Annotated in this window: 25 protein-coding genes and 1 pseudogene; 16 read left to right on the forward strand and 10 right to left on the reverse strand. The window is 63.4% G+C overall.

The genetic code is table 11. The features are described 5' to 3' along the window. Positions 1-74: 74 nt before the first annotated feature. Positions 75-524, forward strand: a pseudogene (locus APH28_RS14145) (IS3 family transposase); the annotation flags it as partial. A gap of 98 nt (positions 525-622) precedes the next feature. Here APH28_RS14145 and APH28_RS14150 read toward each other — a convergent pair. Continuing rightward, positions 623-1216, reverse strand: a complete 594-nt coding sequence (locus APH28_RS14150; RefSeq protein ID WP_060510306.1) for a nitroreductase family protein — start codon at positions 1214-1216, stop codon at positions 623-625. A 145-nt stretch (positions 1217-1361) separates the two neighbouring features. Between APH28_RS14150 and APH28_RS14155 the strand changes: the two genes are divergently transcribed. Both APH28_RS14155 and APH28_RS14160 read left to right on the forward strand, forming a co-directional pair. Continuing rightward, positions 1362-1811 (forward strand): YcgN family cysteine cluster protein, encoded by a 450-nt coding sequence (locus tag APH28_RS14155; protein WP_060510309.1) that lies wholly within the window; start codon positions 1362-1364, stop codon positions 1809-1811. A gap of 41 nt (positions 1812-1852) precedes the next feature. Beyond that, the gene (locus tag APH28_RS14160; RefSeq protein WP_060510311.1) at positions 1853-3061 is read left to right on the forward strand and encodes a hypothetical protein; all 1209 of its coding nucleotides are present in this window, start codon (positions 1853-1855) and stop codon (positions 3059-3061) included. A gap of 109 nt (positions 3062-3170) precedes the next feature. Here the strand turns inward: APH28_RS14160 and APH28_RS14165 are convergent, their stop codons facing one another. Beyond that, a complete protein-coding gene (locus tag APH28_RS14165; RefSeq protein WP_060510313.1) occupies positions 3171-3512 on the reverse strand; it encodes a DUF2892 domain-containing protein in 342 nt (113 codons plus the stop codon). 310 nt (positions 3513-3822) lie between these two features. On the opposite strand from APH28_RS14165, the gene APH28_RS14170 reads away from it, so the two are divergent. The 5 genes from APH28_RS14170 to APH28_RS14190 all read left to right on the forward strand — a co-directional run bounded on the left by APH28_RS14170 (position 3823) and on the right by APH28_RS14190 (position 9900). Continuing rightward, positions 3823-4539: a GntR family transcriptional regulator gene (locus APH28_RS14170; protein WP_060510315.1), complete on the forward strand. Its 717-nt coding sequence runs from the start codon at positions 3823-3825 to the stop codon at positions 4537-4539. A 61-nt stretch (positions 4540-4600) separates the two neighbouring features. Further along, positions 4601-5920 carry an FAD-binding oxidoreductase gene (locus APH28_RS14175; protein WP_060510317.1) on the forward strand — a complete coding sequence of 440 codons (1320 nt, stop codon included), beginning with the start codon at positions 4601-4603 and terminating at the stop codon, positions 5918-5920. 183 nt (positions 5921-6103) lie between these two features. Next, positions 6104-7429 carry an MFS transporter gene (locus APH28_RS14180; RefSeq protein WP_060510319.1) on the forward strand — a complete coding sequence of 442 codons (1326 nt, stop codon included), beginning with the start codon at positions 6104-6106 and terminating at the stop codon, positions 7427-7429. A gap of 74 nt (positions 7430-7503) precedes the next feature. After that, entirely contained in the window at positions 7504-8397 is an 894-nt protein-coding gene (locus APH28_RS14185; protein WP_060510321.1) for a dihydrodipicolinate synthase family protein, read from the forward strand. A gap of 12 nt (positions 8398-8409) precedes the next feature. Beyond that, complete coding sequence (locus APH28_RS14190) at positions 8410-9900, forward strand: aldehyde dehydrogenase (RefSeq protein ID WP_060510323.1); 1491 nt, start codon at positions 8410-8412, stop codon at positions 9898-9900. Positions 9901-9975: 75 nt separating this feature from the next. Here the strand turns inward: APH28_RS14190 and APH28_RS14195 are convergent, their stop codons facing one another. Both APH28_RS14195 and APH28_RS14200 read right to left on the reverse strand, forming a co-directional pair. After that, positions 9976-10446, reverse strand: coding sequence for an RNA methyltransferase (locus APH28_RS14195; RefSeq protein WP_060510325.1), 471 nt, complete (start codon positions 10444-10446; stop codon positions 9976-9978). A 74-nt stretch (positions 10447-10520) separates the two neighbouring features. Then, complete coding sequence (locus APH28_RS14200) at positions 10521-10892, reverse strand: YajD family HNH nuclease (RefSeq protein ID WP_060510327.1); 372 nt, start codon at positions 10890-10892, stop codon at positions 10521-10523. A 132-nt stretch (positions 10893-11024) separates the two neighbouring features. Here APH28_RS14200 and APH28_RS14205 point away from each other — a divergent pair, with 132 nt between their 5' ends. Next, complete coding sequence (locus tag APH28_RS14205) at positions 11025-11303, forward strand: hypothetical protein (RefSeq protein ID WP_060510329.1); 279 nt, start codon at positions 11025-11027, stop codon at positions 11301-11303. On the opposite strand, the gene APH28_RS14210 is transcribed toward APH28_RS14205, so the two are convergent. Then, positions 11300-11767 (reverse strand): cyclic nucleotide-binding domain-containing protein, encoded by a 468-nt coding sequence (locus tag APH28_RS14210; RefSeq protein ID WP_060510331.1) that lies wholly within the window; start codon positions 11765-11767, stop codon positions 11300-11302. The two genes, APH28_RS14205 and APH28_RS14210, sit on opposite strands and share 4 nt — an antisense overlap. Before the next feature lie 86 nt (positions 11768-11853). Then, on the reverse strand, positions 11854-13896 hold the full coding sequence (locus APH28_RS14215; RefSeq protein WP_060510333.1) for a S9 family peptidase: 2043 nt from the start codon (positions 13894-13896) through the stop codon (positions 11854-11856). 91 nt (positions 13897-13987) lie between these two features. On the opposite strand from APH28_RS14215, the gene APH28_RS14220 reads away from it, so the two are divergent. From APH28_RS14220 to APH28_RS14230, 3 genes are read left to right on the forward strand one after another with little or no spacing between them, the layout of a single operon-like run. Beyond that, entirely contained in the window at positions 13988-14488 is a 501-nt protein-coding gene (locus tag APH28_RS14220; protein WP_060510335.1) for a hypothetical protein, read from the forward strand. Between the two features lie 14 nt (positions 14489-14502). Further along, complete coding sequence (locus APH28_RS14225; RefSeq protein ID WP_060510337.1) at positions 14503-15276, forward strand: class II glutamine amidotransferase; 774 nt, start codon at positions 14503-14505, stop codon at positions 15274-15276. Between the two features lie 9 nt (positions 15277-15285). Beyond that, positions 15286-15807, forward strand: coding sequence for a DUF2937 family protein (locus tag APH28_RS14230; RefSeq protein WP_060510339.1), 522 nt, complete (start codon positions 15286-15288; stop codon positions 15805-15807). A 134-nt stretch (positions 15808-15941) separates the two neighbouring features. Here APH28_RS14230 and APH28_RS14235 read toward each other — a convergent pair whose 3' ends face one another. Further along, the gene (locus tag APH28_RS14235; RefSeq protein ID WP_060510341.1) at positions 15942-16853 is read right to left on the reverse strand and encodes a LysR family transcriptional regulator; all 912 of its coding nucleotides are present in this window, start codon (positions 16851-16853) and stop codon (positions 15942-15944) included. 129 nt (positions 16854-16982) lie between these two features. Between APH28_RS14235 and APH28_RS14240 the strand changes: the two genes are divergently transcribed. From APH28_RS14240 to APH28_RS14255, 4 genes are read left to right on the forward strand one after another with little or no spacing between them, the layout of a single operon-like run. Continuing rightward, on the forward strand, positions 16983-18269 hold the full coding sequence (locus APH28_RS14240) for an MFS transporter (RefSeq protein WP_060510343.1): 1287 nt from the start codon (positions 16983-16985) through the stop codon (positions 18267-18269). A gap of 9 nt (positions 18270-18278) precedes the next feature. Then, entirely contained in the window at positions 18279-19058 is a 780-nt protein-coding gene (locus APH28_RS14245) for a 5-oxoprolinase subunit PxpA (protein ID WP_060510345.1), read from the forward strand. Further along, positions 19055-19741, forward strand: a complete 687-nt coding sequence (gene pxpB / locus APH28_RS14250) for a 5-oxoprolinase subunit PxpB (protein WP_060510347.1) — start codon at positions 19055-19057, stop codon at positions 19739-19741. The genes APH28_RS14245 and pxpB overlap by 4 nt, the downstream gene beginning before the upstream one ends. Further along, positions 19738-20655: a biotin-dependent carboxyltransferase family protein gene (locus APH28_RS14255; protein WP_060510349.1), complete on the forward strand. Its 918-nt coding sequence runs from the start codon at positions 19738-19740 to the stop codon at positions 20653-20655. The genes pxpB and APH28_RS14255 overlap by 4 nt, the downstream gene beginning before the upstream one ends. A gap of 122 nt (positions 20656-20777) precedes the next feature. Here the strand turns inward: APH28_RS14255 and APH28_RS14260 are convergent, their stop codons facing one another. The 3 genes from APH28_RS14260 to APH28_RS14270 form a co-directional block, all read right to left on the reverse strand. Then, entirely contained in the window at positions 20778-21956 is a 1179-nt protein-coding gene (locus APH28_RS14260; protein WP_060510351.1) for a VWA domain-containing protein, read from the reverse strand. Positions 21957-21969: 13 nt separating this feature from the next. Further along, positions 21970-22815 (reverse strand): MoxR family ATPase, encoded by an 846-nt coding sequence (locus APH28_RS14265; RefSeq protein ID WP_060510353.1) that lies wholly within the window; start codon positions 22813-22815, stop codon positions 21970-21972. A 109-nt stretch (positions 22816-22924) separates the two neighbouring features. Next, positions 22925-23998, reverse strand: a complete 1074-nt coding sequence (locus APH28_RS14270; RefSeq protein WP_060510356.1) for a DUF748 domain-containing protein — start codon at positions 23996-23998, stop codon at positions 22925-22927. Positions 23999-24128: the final 130 nt, after the last annotated feature.

A 24128-nucleotide genomic window follows, 5' to 3' on the forward strand; every position in this document is an offset into this window, starting at 1 on the left:
GGCGACGCTGCGCAGCGTTGGCCATGTAGTTAACAGTAAGGTCGTGCGGCGACTAATGGCCGAACTCGACCTCAAATGTGGCGGGTGAAAAGCTGTATCTCTCTCCGGTGTTGGACCTGTTCAATGGCGAGATCGTAGCGCATCAGATCGACACCTCGCCGCACTATCCATTGGTCGGTCAGATGCTAGAGCAGGCGCTATCACGGCTACCGGAAGGTGCCAAGCCTATGCTGCACTCCGACCAAGGCTGGCAGTATCAGTACTACCGCTACCGGAATCGACTTGAGGAGAAGGGACTGGAGCAGAGCATGTCACGCAAGGGCAACTGCCTGGACAATGCGCGAATGGAGAGTTTCTTCGGCACACTGAAGACCGAGATGTATCATGGTCAGCGCTTCGCCAGCATCGTGGAGTTGAGCGCTGCAATCGATGAATACATCGATTACTACAACCATGATCGAATCAAGATGGGGCTGACCGGCCTGAGTCCCGTGGCAGACAGGAATCAGGCCGCAGCCGCTTAATCAAAGATTGTCCAACAAATGGGGCGCACCTCAGGGATGCGCGATCTTTGTAGGAGCGGGCTTGCCCCGCGAAGAGGCCGGCACAGGCACTACAAGCCTTACAGGCTGAAATCACCCTCAGCCGCCAGCTCGCTCAACGGCCGGCGCGGGCTCGGCACTTCTCGGGCCTGCAGCGCCTCATCCAGGCTGGCCTTGTCGCCCAGCTTGCCGATCGCCACCATGGCATGCAGCTCGTAACCCTCTGGAATTTTCAGCTCCTGGCGCGCCAGTGCCTGGTCGAACCCGGCCATGCCGTGGGTGTGCCAGCCGCTGATGCTGGCCTGCAGCGCCAGGTGGCCCCAGGCGGAACCGGTGTCGAAGGTGTGCCACAGTGCCGGCTTTTCTTCGCTGGCGCCTGGCGCGGCGAAGGTGGTCTTGGAAATGATCAGCACCAGCGCCGACGCCTGCTGCGCCCAGCTGCGGTTGAACGGCACCAGCAGGCTCAGGTAACGCTCCCAGCTCGGCGTGTCGCGGCGCGCATAGAGGAAGCGCCATGGCTGCGAGTTATAGGCCGACGGCGCCCAGCGTGCCGCCTCAAGGAAGCTCAGCAGCGTTTCTTCGCTGATCGGTTCGGCGGTGAAGGCGCGCGGCGACCAGCGGTTGATGAACTGCTCGTTGATGGCGTAATCGGCAATGCGGGGGGTAGCGCTCATGGCGGCTCCTGCAAGTGGATGGCAAAACATGCACGCTACTGCGTCCGCCTGGCACTGACAAGCGGTCTGGCGTTGGCGAAGGCCAGGCTCTAGACTGGCGCCGCCGCGCGCCGCGGCCCAAAGATGACTGCAGGAAACCCGTGTGATGATCGCTGACAGCGCGCCGTTCTGGCGGCGCAAGACCCTCGAACAACTCAGCCCGCAAGAGTGGGAGTCGCTGTGTGATGGCTGCGGCCTGTGCTGCCTGCAAAAGCTCGAGGACGAAGACGACAACAGCGTTTATTACACGCGCATCGCCTGCAAGCTGCTCGACCTCGATACCTGCCAGTGCAGCGACTACCCCAACCGCTTCGCCCACGTGCCAGATTGCATCCAGCTCACCCCGGGCAAGGCCGACCAGTTCAAATGGCTGCCGAGCACCTGTGGTTACCGCCTGGTCAGCGAGGGCAAGGACCTGCCTGAATGGCACCACCTGGTGTGCGGTGACCGCAAGCAGGTGCATGAACAACGTATTTCGCAATCGGGGCGTATGCTGAGTGAACATGATGTGGACGAAGACGACTGGGAAGACCATCTGATTTTCCGCGCCAGCTGAACGGCGCACCCCGTCGCCTCTGAGGAACAAGGAGTTTCGCTATGCGTTGCCAGTGGTTGTTGCTCCTCGGCCTTGTGGCCAGTTCGCCGGCCTGGGCGAAAAAAGTCGACCTCGATTACCAGGTACGCCTGTTGCCTGCCAACGGCCAGGCCGAGGTACGCCTGACCTTGGCCGAAGGCAGTGCTGTGCGCAGCCTGGATTTCGACCTGGGCAAGGCCGACGCCTACAATGGCTTCCAGGCCGATGGCCAGTGGCAGCAGCAGGGCGAGCGCGGCGTGTGGCACCCGGCGGCGGGCAAGACCAGCCTCAGCTACCGGGTGAAGCTGGACCAGAAACTGCGCAGCGGCGCCTTCTCCTCACGCATCACCCCGCATTGGGCGTTGTTCCTCGGCGACCAGCTGGTGCCGCCTGCACGTCTCGACCAACAGGACGGTACCGAGCTGGTGGCGCGCCTGACGGTCGATTTGCCTGAAGGCTGGAAGAGCATCGAAACGTCCTGGCCACGCATCGGCAAAGACAAGTTTCGCATCGACAACGTGTCCCGCCTGTTCGATCGCCCGACCGGCTGGATGCTGGCGGGCGACCTTGGCAGCCGCCGCGCCCGCCTCGGCGAGACCGACGTTACCGTGGCTGCGCCGGTAGGGCAGGGCATGCGGCGGATGGACAGCCTGACCCTGCTGACCTTTGTCTGGCCGCAGCTGCAGGCAGTTTTCCCGCGCAACCCGGCCAAGCTGCTGCTGGTGGGTGCCCGTGATGGCATGTGGCGCGGGGCGACGGCGGCCGACGGTTCGATCTACCTGCACAGCAGTCGGCCGATGATCAGCGAGAATGGCAGCAGCCCGCTGCTGCGCGAGCTGGTGCAGCTGTTTGCGCAGATTCATGTGCGTGACAACAGTGACTGGCTGGGCCAGGGCCTGACCGAGTACTACGCCACCGAACTGTTGCGCCGCGCGGGCGGCATGAGCGACGACCGCTACGAGGTTTGGCAGGCACGCTTGCAGAAGCTGGGCGGCAAGGTTACGCAGCTGAGTGCCGAGCATGCCAGCCCGGCGCAGGTGGCCCGAGGGGTGATGCTGTTGCAGGCGCTGGACAAGGAAATCCGCATTCATACCCAGGCCAAGCGTTCGCTGGACGATGTGACCCGGGCACTGATGCGCCTGCCCAGCGTGAGCACCGAAGCATTCATTCAGATCAGCGAGAACGTGCTCGGGCGCCGGTCCGAGGTGCTGCAGAGCAAGGCCCTGCGCTAGCCTGTTACTGCCTCTTCGCGGGCATGCCCGCTCCCACAGGTACCGCACAATTCTCAGGACCTGTGGGAGCGGGCGCGCCCGCGAAGAGGCCGGAACAGGCAAAGCAGGTTTAACTGCCAGTCAAAGGATCCTTGCCAGTCACCGTCACCCCCCGGGTAGCCGCCTCGGCACTGGCCCTGAGCACCTCAAGCTCCGCTGCACTGCGCTCAATATCCGAACGCAGCCGGTGATACTCCTGCCGATGCTTTTGCCACCAGGCCTTGGTCGAGCAATGCCCACTGACCCCGCGGGCCACCGCCAGGCCGCCCACCACCATCTGCAACAGCCCGATCAGGCCGCCGTGGCGCAGCCCCTTGCTGAACATCAGCGCTCCGCCGGCCAGTGAGCCGGCGCGTTCCAGGCCATGAACATTGTGCTCCCGGGACCCCGGAGTTGAATGGATATCGAGCATGGCAAGCCCTCCTTGTGGAATGTAAGCAGCTGACCCACCCAGCGCGGCCAACGTTCATTTGCTGTGCCGGGCGGTTACAGAGGGCTGTGCGATCGCGCATTTGTCTGGTGTGGACAATTACCTGTCCGGTTTGGCAATGCAGCCTACAGGGTGTTTAATCTCACCTCTGAATACCCCTGAACCCCTTGAAAACCAAGGCCCAGGGAGATTCCGCCGTTCATCGAAAATGCTGTAGACACATTGTCTAACAGTGCCATATAGTCGTTATACAAATAGTAGACATAGCGCTATGACAATAAAGAAGGCCGCCATGAAAGCCACCGTCCAACCACTCGCTGCAGACGTGCCGCAGGACCGCAAAGCTGTCCTTGCCGACGCCCTGCGTCGCCGGATCCTCAGCATGGAACTGGCCCCGGGCGCCGTGGTGGACGAACTGGCCCTGTGCGACGAGTTCGGCCTGTCGCGCCCCCCGGTTCGTGAGCTGCTGCGCCAGATTGCGGCCGAAGGCTACATCGAGCTGGAAGCCAACCGCGCGCCGCGCGTTGCTGCCATGAACCACGAGTCGCTGCACAGCTTCTACGTCGCCGCGCCGCTTATCTACGTTGCCACCACCCAGCTGGCCGCAACCTATGCCGGCGCCGATGAAATCGAAGTGCTCAAGGCCATTCAGGCCAAGTTCCGCCGGGCCATCGAAGAGCGCGACGTGGAAAACCGTGTGCTCTACAACGACGCCTTCCACCTGGAAATCGGCAAGATGGCGCACAACGATTACCTGATGCCAAGCCTGCGCCGCCTGCTCATCGACCATACCCGCCTGGGCAAGATCTTCTACCGCCACCCGACTACCGACGACATGCAGCGGGACCTCGAAATCGCCTGTGAGCAGCACGACCAGATGATCGAGGCCATCGAGCGCCGTGATGCCCAGACCGCTGGCCAGCTGGCCCGCGAGCACATGGAGCTGTCGCGTCGACGCATGGCCGAATACGCCGCACCGCAAGGGCTGGATGTACCGATTCAGATATGAATTACCCGGTCGTCGCCAGCGGCGTTGACCCTCAGTTGAAGACAAGAACCAGGTTAGTGACATGACAAGAATAAGTTCGTTACCTGCAGATGATGCCACCTGTGGCTGGTATCACCTGAGCAAGCCCCGCGCGCCAAGGCCGGCTCACAGTGGCCATAGCCAGGCGCGCTGGGTAGTGGTCGGCGCCGGCTTCACAGGCCTGGCGGCCGCGCGCCAGCTGGCAACGAACTTCCCGAACGACGAAATCGTGCTGGTCGAGGCACAGGAAGTCGGTTTCGGCACCTCCGGGCGCAACGCCGGTTTCGCCATCGACCTGCCCCACGACATTGGCGCCGAGGACTACATCGGCGATATCGACATCGCCAAGACTGTGCTCAAGCTCAACATCGGTGGCCAGGCTTACCTCAAGGCGCTGATCGAGCGCTACGACATCGAGTGCCAGTTCCGCCATTGTGGCAAGTACCAGGCCGCCATCGAAGACCGTGGCATCGCCGTGCTGGATGCCTACCGCCGTGGCCTGGACAAGCTCGGACAGCCTTATGAAGTGATCGAAGGTCGCGACCTGCCCGAACACATCGGCACGCACTTCTACCGCAAGGGCCTGTTCACGCCTGGCACCGCACTGCTGCAGCCTTCGGCACTGGTCAAGGGCCTGGCCGATAGCCTGCCAAGCAACGTTTCTCTCTACGAACGCACACCAATCACCGACGTCGAGTACGGCGACAAGGTGGTGCTGCGCCATGCCAGCGGCTCGATTACCGCCGACAAGCTGGTGCTCACCACCAACGCCTTCGGCATGAGCTTCGGCTTCCTCAAGGGCCGCATGCTGCCGGTGTTCACCTACGGCAGCATCACACGCCCGCTGACCGAGGACGAACAGGCTCGCCTGGGGGGTAAACCTTTCTGGGGCGTGATCCCGGCCGACCCGTTTGGCACCACCCTGCGCCGCACCGTCGACAACCGCCTGCTGATCCGCAACAGCTTCAGCTACAACCCGGACGGACGCAGCAACCGCAAGCATCTGGAACGTTTCGTCGAGCGCCACCGCGAATCCTTTGCCCGGCGTTTCCCGATGTTGCCAGATGTGAACTTTGAATATACCTGGGGGGGTGCACTGGCGTTGTCGCGCAACCACATGGGCTTCTTCGGCAAGTTGGCGCCGAATGTAGTGGGCGCATTGTGCTGCAACGGCCTGGGCGTTACCCGTGGCACCGTCACCGGCAAGTTGCTGGCCGATTGGCTAGCCGGTGACAAGAACGAATTGATCGAGTTTCTGCTCAATGCCCCCGGGCCTTGTGCGAACCCGCCGCAGCCCCTGGTTTCCCTGGGTTTGAACGCCAACCTGATGTGGGGGCAGTTCCGCGCTGGCAAGGAAAGCTGATCGTTCTTTGAGGTAGAAAACACGTCACTTGATGCCGGTGGTCATTTGCCGGCAAGGGCGCCCTTTGCCCGAATTTGATGATCGAGATGCGCAGTCCGGTCACCCGGGGCTGAATGCTGTTTTCAGTTTCGCGGACGCGCTCGCCTTGAATATATGCAAGCAAAGAAGTGGTAGGAACTAATAATGACAAGTCCGAATATTTCGATTGAAGATGTACCGATCAACAACTTTCACCAGCTGCTGACCTTGCGTTCCGGTGGCGGTTCGTTCGTGGATGGCTATGTGCTGAGCATCATCGGCGTTGCCATGGTGCAGATGTCCGCCGGCCTCAACCTGACCAGCTTCTGGCAGGGCATGATCGCCGCCTCGGCGTTGATAGGCATCTTCTTCGGTGGCTTCTTCGGCGGCTGGCTGACCGATCGTCTGGGCCGCAAGCGTGTGTTCTTCGTTGGCCCGGTGCTGTTCATGCTGGCTTCGGTCGCGCAGTTCTGGGTGGAGTCGGCGCTGGGCCTGTTCCTGCTGCGCTTCGCCATCGGCATCGCGGTAGGCATCGAGTACCCGGTGGCAACTTCGCTGCTGGTCGAGTTCCTGCCCAAGAAGAACCGCGGACCACGCCTGGCCACCCTGACGGTGTTGTGGTTTGCCGGTGCCGCCACGGCCTACATGGCCGGTGAAGCGATCCTGCGTCACGGCGGCGGCGACGCCTGGCGCCTGGTGCTGGCCAGTGCGGCAGTGATTGGCGGACTGCTGTTCGTCATCCGCCTGGGCACCCCGGAATCGCCACGCTGGCTCATCAGCAAGGGCCGTTCGGCCGAAGCCGAGCAGGTGATCAAGCAGGTCTACGGCAACGGCTTCAGCCTGAAGAATCTGCCCGAGGAATCCAAGACCCGCAAGCTGTCGTTCTTCAGCCTGCTGCACTCCGGCTATGGCAAGCGCATGTTGTTCGTCACCATGTTCTGGACCTGCTCGGTGATCCCGGTGTTCGCCGTCTACGCGTTCGCGCCAAAAGTACTCGGTGCGTTGAACCTGAAAGGCGACTGGGCCGCCATCGGCTCGGTGGCCATCACCTGCCTGTTCGTGGTCGGTTGCATCATCGGCACCCGCTTGCTGAACACCGTGGGCCGGCGTACCACGCTGCTGCACAGCTTTTTCTGGTCAGGGCTGGCGCTGCTCGGCCTGGGCGCTTTCAGCAGCGGCAACGAAATGCTCATTCTCACGTTGTTTGGTGCCTACGCGTTGTTCATTGGCGGTGCCCAGGTGCTGCAACTGGTCTATCCGAACGAGATCTTCCCGACCGAAATCCGCGCTGGCGCCGTGGGCGTAGGCACCTCGATGTCGCGCATCGGTGCCGCGGTCGGCACCTGGCTGGTGCCTATGGCCCTGGATAACTACGGCATTGGCGCAACCATGTACGCCGCCGCCGTGACCTTCATCGGCCTGGCCTTCTCGCTGGCGCTGGCCCCGGAAACCCGCTCATTGAACCTGCAGGAAGCGGCCTCGCTGGCCTGAACCCATGACAACCTGCCACGGCATCGATCCGCCGCGGCCTTTACAACACTGATCAACGCACTGGAGAACCTACCGTGAAATTCGAAGGCATCTACACCCCGGCAATCACTCCGCTGGCTGCGGACGGCTCGATCGACAAGGCGGCGTTCGCCGAAGTGCTCGAATACCTGGTCGAGTCGAAGATACACGGCGTCATCATCGGCGGTTCCACCGGCGAGTACTACGCCCACACCCCCCAGGAGCGCATCGAGCTGGCTGCCCAGGCCAAGGACGTGCTCAATGGCCGCCTGCCACTGATCGTCGGTACCGGCGGCATCCGCACTGAAGACGCCGTGGCTTTCGCCCAGCACGCCAAGGAAATCAAGGCCGACGCGCTGCTGGTCGGCACCCCGCCGTACGCGCTGCCGACCCAGCAGGAAATCGCCCTGCACGTCAAAGCGGTCGACGCCGCCGCCGGGCTGCCGATCATGCTCTACAACTACCCAGGCCGCATGAGCGTGAGCATGGGCGACGAATTCTTCGACGCCGTGGCCGACGTGAAGAACATCGTCGCCATCAAGGAAAGCTCCGGTGACATGGCCCAGCTGCACCGCCTGGCCATCAAGCGCCCGAACATCCAGCTGTCGTGCGGCTGGGACGACCAGGCTCTGGAATTCTTCGCCTGGGGCGCCAAGAGCTGGGTCTGCGCCGGTTCCAACTTCATCCCGCGCGAGCATGTGGCCCTGTTTGAAGCCTGCGTGATCGAAAAGAACTTCGACAAGGGCCGCAAGATCATGGCCGCCATGATGCCGCTGATGGACTTCCTCGAAGGTGGCAAGTTCGTCCAGGCCATCAAGAACGGCGTTGCCCTGAACGGTCTGAAGACCGGCGGCGTGCGCAAGCCGCTGTACGACCTGGATGACGCCGAGAAGCAAGAACTCAAGCGTGTAGTCACCGAACTGAAGGCCACCATCGCCCAGATCAAATAAGGAGACTGGAAAATGGCTGAATTGCTGAGCAAGGAACACTACGCGGCCATCGCCGCCGACCTGCAGCTGCGCACCCAGGCGTTCATCGACGGTGAATTCCGTGATGCCATCTCCGGTCGCACCTTCGTCACCACCAACCCGGCCACCGGCAAGCAGCTGGCAGAAGTCGCCGCCTGCGACGTCAACGACGTCAACGTCGCGGTGGCTGCGGCCAAGCGCGTGTTCGAAGAGGGCACCTGGTCGAAGATGCAGCCGAACGACCGCAAGCACGTGCTGCAGAAGTTTGCCCAACTGCTCGAAGACAACGCCCACGAGCTGGCGGTGCTTGAGGCGCTGGACAGCGGCAAGCCGGTCAGCGAATGCGAGACCGTCGACGTGCCGGAAACCATCCACACCCTTCGCTGGCACGCTGAACTGATCGACAAGATCTACGACGCCACCGCGCCGACCGGCAACGCTGCCGTGACCATGGTGGTGCGTGAAGCCATCGGCGTGGTCGGCCTGGTGCTGCCGTGGAACTTCCCGCTGCTGATGCTGGCCTGGAAGATCGCCCCATCGTTGGCCGCCGGTTGCTCGATCGTGGTCAAGCCAGCCAAGGAAACCACCCTCAGCGCCCTGCGCGTGGCCGAACTGGCCCATGAAGCAGGCATTCCCGCCGGTGTGTTCAACCTGGTGCCTGGCGGTGGCCGCGAAGTGGGCGAGGCCATCGGCCGCCACATGGACATCCCGATGGTCAGCTTCACCGGCTCCACTGACACTGGCCGCCTGTTCCTGAAATACGCGGCCGAGTCCAACCTCAAGCGCATCGTCCTGGAGCTGGGTGGCAAGAACCCGGCCGTGGTCATGAACGACTGCGAGGATCTGGACGAAGTGGCCCAGTTCGTCACCGCGGGTGCGTTCTGGAACATGGGCGAGAACTGCTCGGCATCCTCGCGCCTGATCGTCCACAAGGACGTCAAGGATGAGCTGCTGGGCCTGATCGCCAAGCACCTGAAGGACTGGAAGCTGGGCGACCCGCTCGACCCGGACAACCGCCTGGGCGCGATGGTCAGCAAGTCGCACTTCGAGAAGGTGAAGTCGTACCTGGAATACGCTGCCGAGCAGAAACTCAGCATTGTTCAGGGTGGCGAGACCGAGAACGGCGTGTTCGTGCAGCCGACCATCGTCGACAACGTTGGCCGCGACAACAAACTGTTTGTCGAGGAAATCTTCGGCCCAGTGCTGAGCGTGACCAGCTTCGAGACCCTCGACGAGGCCATCGAGCTGGCCAACGATACCGTTTACGGCCTGGCCGCGTCGGCCTACACCGGTAGCCTGCGCAATGCGCTGCGCCTCTCGCGGGAAATCCGCGCCGGCGTGGTGACCGTCAACTGCTTCGGCGAGGGCGATGTGACCACGCCGTTCGGTGGCTACAAGGAGTCTGGCTTTGGTGGGCGTGACAAGTCCATCTGGGCCCATGACCAATACACGGAGTTGAAGACCATCTGGATCAACGCTTCGTGATCTGAGCAAGACCGGTGCTGTTCTGACGGAGCTCAGCACAAACCCGGCCGCCCTGCAGTCGCAGTGGCGGCCTTTTTATTTGAATTTGGGCCCCGAACGGGTATTCAGCCCCTTGGCCAGGCGGTCATACAGCACCACATTCACCGTCGCCGCCAAGTTCATGCAGCCTTCGGTGGGGATGTAGATGGTCTCCTCGCACCACCCGCGCACTTCCTCGCTCAACGAGCCATCCTCAGGCCCGAAGATATAGATCGCCCGGTCCGGGTGGGTGTACTCAGGCAGCGGCCGTGCGCCGTCCACCAGCTCCACCGCCACCGGCGTGCAACCCAGAGGGATGATGCGTTGCAGGTCGTCGATACCGATCAGCGGAATGTCGTAGTGCACCCGCTTGGTGTCGGTGACGAAGTCACGTGCGCGCTCATAGCGCTTGCCGGTGTAGAACACCGAGTTGACGCCGTAGCAACCCGCTGCGCGCATCACTGAACCGACGTTCTCCGCAGACTTGGGGTTGAACAGGCCGATGCAGCTGTACCGTTTGTTTGCCACGTGCCGGGGCCCTTCGCGAAAAAAAGAGCGCGATTATACGGGCTTGCCGGCACCGAGGGGGATTGCGCTGACGGTCAGTCTTTTTTCAGCATGCCCGCCAGCCCGGCGAACGGGTTGTGGGTGGCCTTGGCGATGCTTGGGGTGCTGGTCGAGCCTTCGCTGAAGTACTGCTGGTCAGTGTAGCGCGAGTGCTCGTTGTCGTGGCAGTACAGGCACAGCAGCTCCCAGTTGGAGCCGTCCTGCGGGTTGTTGTCGTGGTTGTGGTCGCGGTGGTGCACGGTCAGCTCGCTCAGGCGCTTGCCGGCGAACTCGCGGGCGCAGCGGCCGCACACGTGCGGGTACATTTTCAGGGCTTTGTCGCGGTAGCCCATCTCCTTGTCGCGCTTGGCGTCGGCGAGGATGCGGTCGAGGCGGGCGGTGGCGGCGGAGGTGGAAGCCGAACTCATGGTGTTTCCTTTGTTCTGATCAGGCAGGTGACGGTTATGCCCTTGAGTCTAGCGCGCTTGCAGGGCAGGCGGACAGGCGAAAACTCGAATATCGGCGTAGCCTGTAGAGAGGTTCCCGACAGGAGGTTGCTGATGTACCACGCGATCCTCGCCGCGCTGCTCGTAGCCGCCATGCCCCTGGCCGAAGCGGCAGGCACGCCACCCCGGCTGAACACCCCGGTGCCCGGTGCGCCCGGCACGCCGACGCCCACGCCTTACCCGCAGATCACCCCGAGCACGCCGCCCAAGGCCTACGACAGCACGCCGGGCGCGCCGCTGCTGCCGCCGATGCCGGTGCCGGGGCCGCCCAAGGACCAGGATTTGCCCGGGCTGCGCCAGGAGCCAGCGAAACCGCCGATGCAGGATGACTAGAGCGCCAGGCGCTGGCCATCCTGCATGCGCAGGCGCTTCGACAACGCCACCGCCAGCGCTCGAATGATCCGCGCGGCGATGCGTGGGGCTTCGTTGAGCATCTTTTCCAGTGAGTCCTTGCCCAGCGTCAGCAGCTGGCACTCACTGGCGGCCACGCAGCTGGCCGAGCGGCGCTCGCCATCGAGCACGGCCATTTCACCGAAGGCCCGGCCACTGCGCAGGGTTGCGATTTCCACTGGATGGCCGTTGCTGTCGGCCTTGCGCACTGAAACCATGCCCCGGTGCAGGATGCACATGAAAGTGCCGGCATCGCCTTCGTTGAAGATGGTTTCGCCTTCAGCCATGGCGGTCAGGCTGAAATAGCCAGCGGCAGTATGGAAGTCGGCGAGGTGCAGGGTGTCGAACAGGCCGCAGTCCATGAGCATGTCGCGGATTTCGGCGCTGAGGTGAGTCGGGTCGGGCATGTCTTGTTCTTCTTGGCCGGTGTTGTCCGAGAGCTTAAGTGCGCCATCAGCGATGGCGCGCTTGCTATGACAACGGAAAACGCGATTTACACCACGCCCAGCTCATTGAAGACGAACGCGTACTCCAGCGCCACATCACGCAGCCCCTGGTACCGCCCGCTCATCCCGCCATGCCCGGCCCCCATCTCGGTCTTGAGCAGCAGCAGGCTGTCGTCGGTCTTGCGGGTACGCAGGCGCGCGACCCACTTGGCCGCTTCCCAGTACTGCACGCGGCTGTCGTTGTAGCCGGCCACCACCAGCATCGCCGGGTAGGCCTGGGCGCTGACGTTCTCGTAAGGCGCATAAGCCTTGATGCGCGCGTACACCTCGGGTTCCTCGGGATTACCCCATTCGTCGTACTCGGTAACGGTCAACGGCAGCTCAGGGTCGAGCATGGTATTGAGCACATCGACGAACGGCACCTCGGCGATGGCGCAGCGGAACAGCTCAGGGCGCAGGTTGAGCACTGCGCCCATCAGCAGGCCGCCGGCGCTGCCACCGCTGATGGCCAGGCGCTCTGGCGAGGTCACGCCTTCGGCGATCAGGTGTTCGGCGCAGGCGATGAAATCACTGAAGGTGTTGTGCTTGTGTTCCTGCTTGCCGGCGCGGTACCAGGCTTCACCTAGCTCGCCGCCGCCGCGCACGTGGGCGATGGCGAAGGCCACGCCGCGCTGCAGCAGGCTCAGGCGGGCGTGGGAGAACCACGGGTCGAGGCTCTCGCCGTAGGCGCCATAGCCATACAGGTAGAGCGGCACGGTCTTGTCCAGGTCTTCGCGACGGCGCACCAGGCTGATCGGTACCTGGGTGCCGTCCGGTGCGGTGGCCCACAGGCGCTGGCTGACGTAGTCGTCGGCGTCGAACTGGCCGAGCACCGGGGTTTGCTTGAGTACTTGCTGGGCCCCCGTGGCCAGTTCCAGCTGGCGCACCTGGGCCGGGCGGTTGAGCGCTTCATAGCGCAGGCGCACGCGGTGGCTGGCGAACTCCAGGCTGTCCTGCACGTAGAGGCTGTAGGCCGCATCGGGCAATTCGACCCGGTAGGGGGCCAGCCCCTGCGGGCGCACTTCGATGATGGGCAGGCCGCCTTCACGCAGGCTCAGGGTCAGCGCTTCGGCATTCAGGCTCAGGCTTTCGAGCATGATGTCGTCGCGGTGTGGCACCAGCACCTGCCACTGGTCGCGGCTGGGGATCGGGTTGGCCGGGGCGTGGCAAAGGGCGAAGTTGATACCGTCCTGATTGGTCCGGATGAACCAGCGCCACTGGCCGTCGAGCTGGCCGTGGTCAGGGAAGTACTCATGGCCTTCGACCCGTGGTGCCAGGCAGGTGAATGCCGCCTGTGGCGTTTCGGCATCGAGCACCCAGGCTTCGCTGGTGGTCTTGCTGTTGAGCAGCAGCACCAGTTGGCGCTCGGAACTGGTGCGGTAGCAGTGCAGGAAGAAACGGCCGTCGGCCTCCTCGAACACCGTGCTCGCGTCAGCCTCGCCAAGGGTGTGGCGGCGCAGGCGCCAGGGGCGGTGGGTATCGTCCAGCTCGGCGAAGAACAGCGTCTGGTTGTCGTTGGCCCAGGTCATGCTGCCGTCGCAGTCGTCGAAGGGCAGGGTGGTCAGCTTGCCGCTGTTCAGGTCCTTGACGTACAGGGTGTAGATCTCGTCGCCGCTGGTGTCGAGGCTGTAGGCCAGCAGCCGGTGGTCGGGGCTGACATTGAACGTGCCCAGCGACAGGAAGCCGCCGTTGGCCAGGGCATTGGGGTCGAGCAGCAGCTGCTCCTGGCTTTCATCGACCGTGTTGGAATCGTCTGCCGGGCGCGGGCAGCGGTAGTGGCGCGGGTATTCGTCACCTGCGGTGGTGCGGGTGTAGTAAAGGTACGGGCCCCAGGGCGAGGGCAGTGACAGGTCGGTTTCGAGGATGCGGCCCTTGATCTCTTCGAACAGTTGCTCGCGCAGCGGTGCCTGGTCGGCCAGGCAGGCCTCCTGGTAGGCGTTTTCCGCCTGCAGGTAATCGAGCACTTCCTGGGTGTCGCGCTGTTGCAGCCAGGCATAGGGATCGGCGGCCTGGTCCTGGCGGGCAATGGGGGGCTGGGGCTTGGTTGGCATCGGGGATCTCTTGACCGGGACAGGGAGACGCTGTCTGCGCCCTGAAAAGTGTTTATCATAGGCATCTCTTTGCCTGGCTTGCACGAACACCATGATCGAGAACGACTACACCTTCGCCTGGGGCCTCTACGCTGTCGCCGCAGTGGGCTGCCTGCTGGTGGGCTTCAAACTCACCGGCTGGATGTGGCGCTGGCTGCGTGAACCCTTGCGGGTGATCCTGGCGGTGCTGCTGCTGACGCCGACCATCGTCGACCCGGTCAAGGACAGCTTCGCTCCAGCGATCGCCATCACCGCGCTGGACCTGGCCTTCAAGGTCGGTAACAACGCTTGGCGGGCGATTTCTGATTTCGCCATGTACGGCATGATCGCCTTCGCCCTGTACATCGTCTTCGTGCTGATCCGCTGGCCGCTGGAAAAGCGCGCCCGCGAGCGCCGTGCGCAGGCTGAAGCCGCCGCCCAGCGCCGTGCAGCCGAGGACAATGCAGCCATGGTTGGCGCGCCAATCGCTGCCGAGCGCCAAGACCGTTACCGCAACGACCCGCCACCGGCCGCCCCAACCGGCGGACGCGGTCGGGTCGAGCCACGCCTGTAAGCGGAGACACCCCCATGTGCGAACTGCTGGGCATGAGTGCCAACGTCCCCACCGACATCGTCTTCAGCTTCACCGGCCTGATGCAGCGTGGCGGGCGTACCGGCCCGCACCGCGACGGCTGGGGCATCGGCTTCTACGAAGGGCGCGGCCTGCGCCTGTTCCAGGACCCGGCCGCAAGCAGTGAATCGGAAGTCGCCAACCTGGTGCAGCGCTACCCGATCAAGAGCGAAGTGGTGATCGGCCATATCCGCCAAGCCAACGTCGGCCGCGTGTGCTTGTCCAACACGCACCCCTTCGTGCGTGAAATGTGGGGCCGCAACTGGTGCTTCGCGCACAACGGCCAGCTGGGCGAGTTCAAGGGCGAAGCGACCTTCTATCGCCCGGTGGGCGATACCGACAGCGAGGCAGCCTTCTGCGACCTGCTCAACCGCATCCGCGCGGCCTTCCCCGAGCCGGTCGAAGTGGAACAGCTACTGCCGGTGCTGGTCGAAGCCTGTGCCGAGTATCGCGGCAAGGGCGTGTTCAACTGCCTGCTCAGCGACGGCGACTGGCTGTTCTGCTTCTGCTCTACCAAGCTGGTACACATTACCCGGCGTGCGCCGTTTGGTGCTGCACGCTTGAAGGATGTCGACCTGATCGTCGACTTTCACACCGAAACCACACCCAATGACGTGGTCACGGTCATTGCCACCGAGGCCTTGACCGAGAACGAAACCTGGCGGCGCTACGAGCCCGGCCAATGGGGCCTGTGGCGGCACGGCGAGTGCGTTTCGCAAGGCCAGAGCTAAGGATGCTGCATGTTCAGAAGTTACCTGCGGTTGCTGCTGTTCACGTTCGGCCTGTTGGCCGGTATCCAGGTACCTGGGCTGGTCAAGGACTACAGCCAGCGGGCCGAGGCGCACCTGTTCGAATCGCGTCAGGCGCTGGATGGCTTCAAACAGACCGCCGAGCGCTTCTTCAACGGTGACCTGCAGGCGCTGGTGCGGCATTACCGGACCAGTGACGACCCGGTGTTTTTGAGTGATGCCAACAGTATCGAGAGCCTGCTGATTCGCAATCAGTTGCTGGAAGACGAATGGCAGGCGCTGCAGGGTTCGTGGCTGAGCCGCACCTGGCATGTGCTGGTGCAGCCGGATCCGCAGCTGCGTGAAGAGACGCTCAAGGGCTACAGCTACCAGATTCTGCTGGTACCCGAGGCGATCGGCTGGGGTGTCGGGGCCGGGTTTGTGCTGGCCTTCGTGATCGAGAGCCTGTTGCTGGGGATTGGCTGGGTGATCCTCGGTGGACGGCGTGGGGCGGTGAAAGAGAGCTGGCGCTGATTTCCCTATCTCCTGTACCGGCCCTTTCGCGGGCACGCCCGCTCCCACAGGGATATCACTGCCTTTGAGACCTGTGCGGTACCTGTGGGAGCGGGCATGCCCGCGAAGAAGCCGGTACAGGCTGAACAAAGCTGTCAGACCAGCACAATCCTCTGCCCGCCCACATCCCCCGCATAGCGCTCCAACACCTGCCGGCACACGCCGACTACCTCATCCACCAACGCCACCCCGGTCTGCCAGGCCACCACCAGCTCCAGGCTCGGCGGTGGCTGCAAGCCTTCCAAGAGCACCAACTCACCCCGGCTCAACTCGGCATCCACCAACGCCGGCGGCAAAGCGCCAATGCCGAAACCATCACGCAGCAACCGGGTAATCGCCGCCACCGAATTCACGCAGTTCAACCGCGGCGTCTCGGCCCCGGCACCCTGCAGCAGGCTGAGCACCTCCTGGTGTGGCCGTGAGTTCTTCGAAAAGGTCACAATCCGCTCGCGGCCCAGTTCGGCCAGCGAGGCGAAGTCGCGGTGGTACACGGAGCCGGCCGCCACCACCCAACCCATCGGGTAGCGCGCCAGGTCCTGGCTGCGGATCGACTGTTCACGCAGCAGGTCGGTCTGCAGGATCACGTCGAGAAAGCCTTTTTGCAGCTGCTCGCGCAGGTTCAGCGCGGTGTCGGCGACCAGTTCGATCTCCACCTGCGGGTAGCGCTCGGTCAGCTCCGCCACCAGCGCGCTCATCCAGGTGTGGATCACCGTGTCCATCACCCCGACGCGAATGCGCCCGACCTTGGTTCGGTCGCTGTCCAGCGACTGCTTCATGGCCTTGGCCGTGTCGAGCATGCGCTCGGCATACTCCAGCACTTTGCTGCCTTCGGGCGTCAGGCTGACGCCGCGGGAGTCGCGCAGCAGCAGTTTCACCCCAAGGTCGGCCTCCAGCGCGGCAATGCGGCTGGACACCGAAGCCTGTGTGGTGAACAGCTTCTCTGCGGTGAGGCGGAAGCTCTTGAGCCGGGCGACCCAGACGAAGGTTTCGAGGAAGCGAAGGTTCATGATCAGTTTTTCTTGTTCCAGACCGGCGGTTTTTCTCGTTGGACTCAGGCGGCACGGGCTCTGAACATGACGCCCAGGCCGCGACGCCCGACGTCGCCCATAAAACAATACCAACAAGCCGAGGCAAGCATGAACCCAAGCGGCGTGCAGCAGCAGGTGCAATCCCCTCCTTCGACCGGGCCGTTCGCCTGGTACCGCGACATCGACCAACAGCAACGGCGCACATTCTGGAGCTGCAAGATCGGCTATGGCCTGGACGGCATGGACACGCAGATGCTCAGTTTCGTCATCCCAACGCTGATCATGCTGTGGGGCATCAGCACGGCCGAAGCCGGGCTGATCCACACCAGCACGCTGATTGCGTCGGCCATCGGTGGCTGGATCGCCGGCATCCTGTCCGACCGCATTGGCCGCGTGCGCACCCTGCAGCTGACAGTACTGTGGTTCGCCTTCTTCACGTTCCTTTGCGGTTTTGCCCAGAGCTATGAACAACTGCTGATCGCCCGCACCTTGATGGGCTTCGGTTTCGGCGGTGAGTGGACCGCCGGCGCGGTACTTATCGGCGAGGTGATCCGTGCTCAGGACCGCGGCAAGGCAGTGGGCATGGTGCAGTCGGGCTGGGCCATCGGTTGGGGCCTGACGGCGATCCTGTATGCGCTGTTGTTCTCCTGGCTGCCAGCGGAGCAGGCCTGGCGCGCGCTGTTCCTGTTGGGGCTGGTGCCAGCGATCTTCGTGATCTTCGTCCGCCGTCTGGTCAAGGACCCGGAGGTCTATCGCCAGACCAAGGCCGGGGAGAGCGCTGAAGCACCGTCGCATTTCTACGAGATCTTCGCCCCCGGCATGCTCTGGACCACCGTGCGCGCCTCGTTGCTGACCACCGGCGCGCTGGGTGGCTACTACGCCATTACCTCGTGGCTGCCGACCTTCCTCAAGAACGAGCGCGGCCTGAGCGTGCTGGGCACCGGCGGTTATCTGGCCATGGTCATCGTCGGCTCCTACATCGGTTATGTGGTCAGCGCGTACCTGTCCGACCTGCTGGGGCGCAAGAAGAACTTCATCCTGTTCGCCGTCGGTTCGTTCATCATCGTGCTGCTGTACACGCAGCTGCCGGTCAGCGATGGCGTAATGCTGTGGCTCGGCTTCCCGCTGGGCTTCTTCGCCTCGGGCATCTTCAGCGGCATGGGCGCGTTCCTGACTGAGCTGTTCCCGACTCGGGTGCGGGGTTCGGGGCAGGGTTTCTGCTACAACATCGGCAAAGTCGTCGCCGCGATGTTCCCGCTGCTGATCGGCCTGCTTGGTGAGAAGATCCCCCTGGGCCTGGGCATCGGCGTGTTCTCTGCGGTGTCCTATGGCGTGGTGATCGTGGCGGCGCTGAGCTTGCCGGAAACACGCGGCAAACAGCTTCAGGCGCGTTAAGGTAGGCCTATGAACATCGATACGGGAGCACGTCAGGTGAAACCCCTGCTACTCAATTGCGACATGGGCGAGAGTTACGGCAGCTGGCGCATGGGCCTGGATGCCGAGGTCATGCCCTACATCGACTGCGCCAATATCGCCTGCGGCTACCACGCTGGCGACCCGAGCATCATGCGCCGCACCGCGGCCATGGCGCTGGAGCACGGCGTGACCATCGGCGCGCACCCGGCCTACCCGGACCTGGTCGGCTTCGGCCGCCGCTCCATGGCCTGCAGCCTTGAAGAAATCCGCGACCTGCTGCATTACCAGATCGGCGCCCTGGACGGTATCTGCAAGGTGCTCGGCGGCCGCGTGGCCTATGTGAAGCCCCACGGCGCGCTGTACAACGACATGATGGCCGACCCGCTCAAGCTGCGTACTGTGCTGGAAGCCGTGGCGGCCTATGGCAGCGGCCTGCCGCTGATGCTCATGGCCACTGCCGACAACAGCGCGGCCCAGGCGCTGGGCGATGAAGTCGGCGTGCCGCTGTGGTTCGAAGCCTTCGCCGACCGCGCCTACACCTCCAGTGGCCACCTGGTGTCGCGGCGCTTGCCGGGCGCGGTGCACCATGACCCGACGCTGGTGGTCGAGCAGGCCCTGCGCCTGGCCCGTGGCGAAACACTGGTGGCCGACGATGGCAGCGCGTTGCAGCTGGCAGCCAGCACCCTCTGCGTGCATGGCGACAACGACAGTTCGGTGGCAGCCGTGCGGCAAATCCGCCAGGCCCTCGATGCGCTGGAGGCGCAATGAAGCTGCGTCTCGAAGTGGTGGCCATCGATAGCCTGATGGTGCGCCTGTTCGACCGTATCGATGAAGCCAACATGCCGTGGATGCTTGCCGCCAGCCAGCGCCTGAGCGCGGCGTTCGGCGTGCACCTGGTGGATCTGGTACCGTCCTACACCACGTTGATGCTGCAATCCGACCTGCCGCCAGGCGAGGCGAGGGCGCTGATCGCCCAGGCGCTGGACGGCTTGCAACCGGATACCGGCAGCGGTGGCCGGCGCCATGAAATCCCGGTGTGGTACCACGCCAGCGTCGGCCCGGAATTGCCCGTGCTGGCAGCGCGCAGCGGGTTAAGCGAGGCCGAGGTGATCCGCCTGCACAGCGAGCGTGAATACCCGGTATTCGCCCTTGGCTTCGCCCCCGGCTTCGGTTTCATGGGGCTGGTCGACGAACGCCTCGCCAGCCCGCGGCTGAGCACGCCGCGCAAGCGCGTGGCCGCAGGCAGCGTCGGTATCGCCGAACGCCAGACGGCGGCATACCCCGCCGTGTCGCCGGGCGGCTGGAACCTGATCGGGCGCACACCGGTGCGCCTGTTCGACCGCACGCGTGACGGCTACAGCCTGCTGCAGCCGGGTGACCGGGTGCGCTTCGTGGCAGTATCGCGCGACGAGTTCCTGGCCCTGGGCGGCGATGTGGAGGCGCAAGCATGAAGCAGTTGAAAATCGAGGCCAGTACTGCCTTGTGCCAGTTGCAGGATGCTGGGCGTGTTGGCGTGCGTCACCTGGGCGTGACCCAGGGTGGGGCGCTGGATTGGGTCGCGATGCACTGGGCCAACTGGCTGCTGGGCAACCCGTTGGGAGCGCCGGTGATCGAGGTGGCGCTGGGTGGTTTTACGCTGTCGGCCGAGCAGGACTGCGTGCTGGCGCTGGCCGGGGCTGACCTGGAGGCACGGGTGGATGATCAGCCGCTGCTGCCGTGGCGCAGCTTCGTCCTGGCCAAAGGGCAGCGCTTGAGCCTGAAGCAGCCAAAGCAAGGGGTGCGGGCCTACCTGGCCGCCCCGGGTGGGTTCCTCGGTGAGGACGTGCTGGGCAGCTGTGCCACGGTCATGCGCGAGGAACTTGGGGGTGTCGATGGGCGAGGATCAGCGTTAGGGAAAGGGCAGGTGCTTACCTTTGCTGGTAGCTCGCCGGCGTTGCGCGAGGTCCCTGCGGCACTGTGCCCAAGCTATGTGGCAAAGCCTGTGCTCGACCTGGTGATGGGCGCGCAGATCGGTGATTTCAGTGGGACCAGCCTGTTCGAGGCGTTCAACCGTGACTGGACGCTGGACAGCCGGGCCGATCGCATGGGCATTCGCCTGTTGGGCCCTCAGCTGGTCTATCAGGGAGCGCCGATGATTTCCGAAGGGATACCGTTGGGTGCGGTGCAGGTGCCACCGGACGGGCAGCCGATCGTGCTGCTCAATGATCGGCAGACCATTGGCGGTTATCCGCGGCTGGGGGCGCTGACGCCATTGGCGCTGGCGCTGCTGGCGCAGTGCATGCCGGGGGCTTCTGTAAGGTTCCGGGCGGTGGTGCAGGAAGAGGCCTGGCGGGAGCAGCAGGCTTTTGGTAGGCGTTGGCTTTGAAATTTTGGGGCTGCTCTGCAGCCCTTCGCGACACAAGGCCGCTCCTACAGAGAGAACGCGATTGTCTGTAGGAGCGGCCTTGTGTCGCGAAAGGGCCGCAGAGCGGCCCCCCAGGGCATTAGCTACTTGGACAGGTAACGCATCCCTTCCTCCAGCCCCTGCAAGGTCAGCGGATACATCTTGTCCTCGATCAGATCCCGCACCAGATGGGTCGAAGCGGTATAGTCCCAGGCCTGCTTCGGATACGGGTTGATCCAGATGATCTTCTTGAATTTCTCCATGAAGCGCTGCATCCACACATACCCGGCCTCTTCGTTCCAGTGCTCGACGCTGCCCCCCGGCTGGGTGATTTCGTACGGCGCCATGGCCGCGTCACCGACGAACACCACTTTGTAGTCATCGCCGTACTTGTGCAGCAGGTCGAAGGTGGAGTAACGCTCTGAGGTGCGGCGCAGGTTGTTCTTCCATACCGATTCGTACACGAAGTTGTGGAAGTAGTAGTACTCCAGGTGCTTGAACTCGGTCTTGCAGGCCGAGAACAGCTCTTCGCAGACCTTGACGTGGGCATCCATCGAGCCGCCGATGTCGAACAGCAACAGCAGCTTCACCGTGTTGCGCCGTTCCGGGCGCATCTGAATGTTCAGCAGGCCGGCGTCACGGGCGGTGTGGTCGATGGTGCCGTCGATGTCGAGCTCTTCAGCGGCGCCTTCGCGGGCAAACTTGCGCAGACGGCGCAGGGCCAGCTTGATGTTGCGGGTGCCCAGTTCAACCTGGTCGTCGAGGTTCTTGTACTCGCGCTGGTCCCAGACCTTGACCGCCTTGCCCTGCCGCTTGCCGGCCTCGCCGACGCGGATGCCTTCGGGGTTGAAACCGCCCGAGCCGAACGGACTGGTGCCGCCGGTGCCGATCCATTTGTTGCCACCGGCGTGGCGTTCCTTCTGCTCTTCAAGGCGCTTCTTGAATTCCTCGATCAGCTTGTCCAGGCCGCCCAGCGACTGGATCTGTGCGCGTTCCTCGTCGGTCAACGAGCGTTCGAACTCCTTGCGCAGCCATTCATCGGGGATCAGTGCCTCGATGTGCTGGTCGAGGTTTTCAAGGCCCTTGAAGTACGCGGCGAAGGCGCGGTCGAACTTGTCGAAGTGACGCTCGTCCTTCACCAGGATGGCGCGGGCAAGGTAGTAGAAGGCGTCCATGTCGGCGAACACCACGCCTTTTTGCAGGGCGTGGTGCAGGTCGAGCAGTTCGCGTACCGATACCGGCACCTTGGCCGCGCGCATTTCATTGAACAGGTTGAGCAGCATGGCCCGGCTCCTGTCAGCGGTTGCCGCGCCGGCTCATGAAGGCCAGGCGCTCGAGCAGTTGTACGTCCTGCTCGTTCTTCACCAGGGCGCCAGCCAGCGGCGGGATGGCCTTGGTCGGGTCGCGTTCGCGCAGCACGGCTTCGCCGATGTTGTCGGCCATCAGCAGCTTGAGCCAGTCGACCAGCTCGGAGGTGGACGGCTTTTTCTTCAGGCCCGGCACCTTGCGCACGTCGAAGAACACGTCCAGCGCCTCGCTGACCAGCGACTGGCTGATGTTTGGGTAATGTACGTCGACGATCTGCTGCAGGGTGCTGCGGTCTGGGAAGGCGATGTAATGGAAGAAGCAGCGGCGCAGGAAGGCGTCGGGCAGCTCCTTTTCGTTGTTGGAGGTGATGATGATGATCGGGCGCTGCCTGGCCTTGATGGTCTCGTCGATTTCGTAGACGTAGAACTCCATCTTGTCGAGTTCCTGCAGCAGGTCGTTGGGGAACTCGATGTCGGCCTTGTCGATCTCGTCGATCAGCAGGATCACCCGCTCGTCAGCCTCGAAGGCCTCCCACAGCTTGCCTTTCTTCAAGTAGTTGCGCACGTCGTGGACCTTGTCCACGCCCAGCTGCGAGTCGCGCAGGCGGCTGACCGCGTCGTACTCGTAGAGGCCTTGGTGGGCCTTGGTGGTGGACTTGATGTGCCAGGTGATCAGGCGCGCGCCGAACGAGGCGGCCAGCTGCTCGGCGAGCATGGTCTTGCCGGTGCCAGGCTCGCCCTTGACCAGCAGCGGGCGTTCGAGGGTGATGGCCGCGTTGACCGCCAGTTTCAGGTCGTCTGTGGCGACGTAGTCGCGGGTGCCTTCGAACTTCATGAGTTTGTCCTCTGCGGGGTGCCATAGTTTGCCAACGACTATAACGCGGGCCCCAGCAGCTGAAAACGCAGACCGGGTATTCAGTCCCTGAATGGCTCGTCACAAAGTTTCAGTCAGACTTGGGTGGTGGCTGTTCATAGCGTGCATTGAATGCCTGGATGAAACCGTTGCGCAGGATCTGCAAGAACGCCTCGAAGGCGCTGATGTTCTGCTTGTGCACGCTGCCACTGAGCTCGACGCGGGTGGCGAACTGGTTTTTCGGCTGGTTCTTCAGCACGGTCTCGGTGGTACCGACGACCGCCTCCCAGATAGAACGGAAAAACCCTTTGTCCTTCTCTTCCACGTCCTGCTGCCAGTCGAATACATCCACATCCCGCAGTAGCGGTTTAATGTAGCCCTTGAGCCGGCCATTCTCCGCCTGGGCCTCGATGACCACATCGCCGTGCCCGGCATTGAAATCGAATTTTCCATAGGCGCTGGCGAAGTCATTGAGCTTGCGCAGTTCGATACCCGTCGCGCGCAGGCGGAATTCAAAGTCGTCGAAATCACTGAACGGGTCAAACGTGGCGCGGCTTTCTACCTTGGCATCTCCCGCTATCAGCGCGGTACCCTCGAAACTCGCATCACGGCGGCCTTTCTCGTCGCGCACATTGGTCAGGTTGCGAATGCTGGCCTGCAGGCGGGTGGCCTTGAGGTTCACGGGTGGCTTGGAGTTGAAATTACGAAACGTCAGTGTGCCGTTATCGATGTTCACTTCGTTGAGGGTGATCGGCAGCAGTTTTTCCAGCTGTTGGCGCCAGTCGGTACCACGACCGGTCTGCGAGGCCTGCTTGCTGCCGCCGTCGACGAAGTTCAGCTCGGGGCGTTCGAAGGTCACCTTGGCCACCACGGCCTTGTCGTAGATCAGCGAATGCCAGCTGACCGACAAGTCAATCAACGGCGCATCAAGGAGCGGAACCGGCACCTTGCCGGTGGTCTTGACGATCTTCAGGCCGTTGATCTGGTAGGCGCCACGCCACCAGGCCAGATCGACATCCGTGACCTGGCCACGGTATTCGCCCATGTCGGCCAGTTTGCCATTCAGGTAATCGCGCACCAGGTAGGGCAGGGCCACATGCAGCGCTACCAATAGCACGATCAGGCTTGCCAGGCCGATCAACGGCCAGCGATAGCGAGCTTTCATCGCGGGGTTCTCCAAAGCCGGTCGAGCGGTTGACCACGACGCGCCTGGCTTGGTTCGAACGGGCTTTACGGGGTGCCGGGGCAGGCTTACCCTTGAGGTCTTTCCCTGCTCTTTTCATGTCAAGGACCCT

This window comes from Pseudomonas sp. NBRC 111124, assembly GCF_001320245.1.
In the GTDB taxonomy this organism is placed as follows: Bacteria; Pseudomonadota; Gammaproteobacteria; order Pseudomonadales; family Pseudomonadaceae; genus Aquipseudomonas.

Excerpts from the sequence above, each read along its gene's own strand:
- APH28_RS14220 (WP_060510335.1), top strand. The coding sequence starts at position 13,988 with ATGATCGAGAACGACTACACCTTCGCCTGGGGCCTCTACGCTGTCGCC.
- APH28_RS14170 (WP_060510315.1), top strand. The coding sequence starts at position 3,823 with ATGAAAGCCACCGTCCAACCACTCGCTGCAGACGTGCCGCAGGACCGC.
- pxpB (WP_060510347.1), top strand. The coding sequence starts at position 19,055 with ATGAAGCTGCGTCTCGAAGTGGTGGCCATCGATAGCCTGATGGTGCGC.
- APH28_RS14205 (WP_060510329.1), top strand. The coding sequence starts at position 11,025 with ATGTACCACGCGATCCTCGCCGCGCTGCTCGTAGCCGCCATGCCCCTG.
- APH28_RS14215 (WP_060510333.1), bottom strand. The coding sequence starts at position 13,896 with ATGCCAACCAAGCCCCAGCCCCCCATTGCCCGCCAGGACCAGGCCGCC.
- APH28_RS14260 (WP_060510351.1), bottom strand. The coding sequence starts at position 21,956 with ATGCTGCTCAACCTGTTCAATGAAATGCGCGCGGCCAAGGTGCCGGTA.
- APH28_RS14270 (WP_060510356.1), bottom strand. The coding sequence starts at position 23,998 with ATGAAAGCTCGCTATCGCTGGCCGTTGATCGGCCTGGCAAGCCTGATC.
- APH28_RS14255 (WP_060510349.1), top strand. The coding sequence starts at position 19,738 with ATGAAGCAGTTGAAAATCGAGGCCAGTACTGCCTTGTGCCAGTTGCAG.
- APH28_RS14230 (WP_060510339.1), top strand. The coding sequence starts at position 15,286 with ATGTTCAGAAGTTACCTGCGGTTGCTGCTGTTCACGTTCGGCCTGTTG.
- APH28_RS14225 (WP_060510337.1), top strand. The coding sequence starts at position 14,503 with ATGTGCGAACTGCTGGGCATGAGTGCCAACGTCCCCACCGACATCGTC.
- APH28_RS14165 (WP_060510313.1), bottom strand. The coding sequence starts at position 3,512 with ATGCTCGATATCCATTCAACTCCGGGGTCCCGGGAGCACAATGTTCAT.
- APH28_RS14245 (WP_060510345.1), top strand. The coding sequence starts at position 18,279 with ATGAACATCGATACGGGAGCACGTCAGGTGAAACCCCTGCTACTCAAT.
- APH28_RS14150 (WP_060510306.1), bottom strand. The coding sequence starts at position 1,216 with ATGAGCGCTACCCCCCGCATTGCCGATTACGCCATCAACGAGCAGTTC.
- APH28_RS14265 (WP_060510353.1), bottom strand. The coding sequence starts at position 22,815 with ATGAAGTTCGAAGGCACCCGCGACTACGTCGCCACAGACGACCTGAAA.
- APH28_RS14180 (WP_060510319.1), top strand. The coding sequence starts at position 6,104 with ATGACAAGTCCGAATATTTCGATTGAAGATGTACCGATCAACAACTTT.
- APH28_RS14240 (WP_060510343.1), top strand. The coding sequence starts at position 16,983 with ATGAACCCAAGCGGCGTGCAGCAGCAGGTGCAATCCCCTCCTTCGACC.
- APH28_RS14200 (WP_060510327.1), bottom strand. The coding sequence starts at position 10,892 with ATGAGTTCGGCTTCCACCTCCGCCGCCACCGCCCGCCTCGACCGCATC.
- APH28_RS14155 (WP_060510309.1), top strand. The coding sequence starts at position 1,362 with ATGATCGCTGACAGCGCGCCGTTCTGGCGGCGCAAGACCCTCGAACAA.
- APH28_RS14175 (WP_060510317.1), top strand. The coding sequence starts at position 4,601 with ATGACAAGAATAAGTTCGTTACCTGCAGATGATGCCACCTGTGGCTGG.
- APH28_RS14210 (WP_060510331.1), bottom strand. The coding sequence starts at position 11,767 with ATGCCCGACCCGACTCACCTCAGCGCCGAAATCCGCGACATGCTCATG.
- APH28_RS14160 (WP_060510311.1), top strand. The coding sequence starts at position 1,853 with ATGCGTTGCCAGTGGTTGTTGCTCCTCGGCCTTGTGGCCAGTTCGCCG.
- APH28_RS14190 (WP_060510323.1), top strand. The coding sequence starts at position 8,410 with ATGGCTGAATTGCTGAGCAAGGAACACTACGCGGCCATCGCCGCCGAC.
- APH28_RS14235 (WP_060510341.1), bottom strand. The coding sequence starts at position 16,853 with ATGAACCTTCGCTTCCTCGAAACCTTCGTCTGGGTCGCCCGGCTCAAG.